Origin of the sequence: Arthrobacter sp. LAPM80, assembly GCF_046736435.1 — a bacterium.
Classification (GTDB): Bacteria; Actinomycetota; Actinomycetes; order Actinomycetales; family Micrococcaceae; genus Specibacter.
Genome location: NZ_JBCHVD010000077.1, coordinates 1 through 395, shown reverse-complemented (window position 1 = coordinate 395; position 395 = coordinate 1). Strand labels below are relative to the sequence as shown.

1 pseudogene is annotated in these 395 nt (G+C 58.7%); it reads right to left on the bottom strand.

Features of this window, described 5'->3' with window-relative positions:
* Positions 1-252, bottom strand: a pseudogene (locus tag AAGW05_RS18600) (IS21 family transposase); the annotation flags it as partial.
* Between the last annotated feature and the right edge of the window lie 143 nt (positions 253-395).

Below are 395 nucleotides of genomic sequence, written 5' to 3'. Positions count from 1 at the left end.
CATTCGCTTCAGCACAACATCGAAAGCCGGAGACTCATACAACTCCGACACCCTCGACCTGCCGTCAGGGAACCAATCGAGTAGTTGCTGATCGGTGACTGCCTCGACCTGCGACACGGTCGTGAGCCCATGGCCGGCCAAGACCTTGTTGACCGCCGAGATCCCTCGCCGCGAGCAGTTCAAGCTCGCCACAATCTCGCTGTAACTGCGGCCCTGCACAAGCTGCCGCATGATGGCTCGATAATCCGCCATCGTCCCTCCTCAAAGGGTCAAAGCGCAACACCGGGTGTGTTGCGACTCCGACCAGAGGAACACATCTTTAGCCCCAGTACCCACTCCATGGAGCAGCGGTACCCGATACGTGGACCAGCGGTTTCAAATGCCGCGATTCAACA